We start from the raw sequence: 529 nt of genomic DNA on the forward strand, positions 1-529 counted from the left end.
GGCTTGCCTCGTTAATTATTACTATTTTGTGCCTCGATGTCACAAAATAGTAAATATATCCATAAGAGTCATAATGTTACAGTTTTACTGTATCATTTTGTAAGTAGTGCGAAATATCGAAGAGTTGTAATTACGGATTCGGTAGACAAAGTTTTAATAGAAGTTTGTGATGATATTGAAAAACGATATGAAGTCAATTTTTTAGAAGTAGGCACAGATAAAGATCATGTTCATTTTTTAATTCAAAGTGTACCTTCTTATAGTATTACAAAAATTGTTACTATGATAAAAAGTATTATTGCTAGAGAAATTTTTAAGCGTTGTCCAGAAGTAAAGAAGCAATTATGGGGAGGAGAGTTCTGGGGGAAAGGCTATTTTGTAAATACGGTTGGTCAGCATGGAACAGAAAAAGTAATTGCTAACTATGTTAAAGGGCAAGGTATTGAGAAAGATTATAAAAAGTTAAAAAAGAATAATCAACTAAAATTGTTTTAATGCCTCGTGGGCTTGCCCCGAGGATTATTTACTC

At 31.6% G+C, this 529-nt stretch carries 1 protein-coding gene; it reads left to right on the top strand.

Going from position 1 to position 529, the window contains the following annotated elements:
- Positions 1-36 precede the first annotated feature (36 nt).
- Positions 37-495 (top strand): IS200/IS605 family transposase, encoded by a 459-nt coding sequence (tnpA, locus tag Q0998_RS19275; RefSeq protein WP_299673091.1) that lies wholly within the window; start codon positions 37-39, stop codon positions 493-495.
- Positions 496-529: the final 34 nt, after the last annotated feature.

This window comes from uncultured Polaribacter sp. (genome assembly GCF_947501385.1).
Taxonomy (GTDB): domain Bacteria; phylum Bacteroidota; class Bacteroidia; order Flavobacteriales; family Flavobacteriaceae; genus Polaribacter.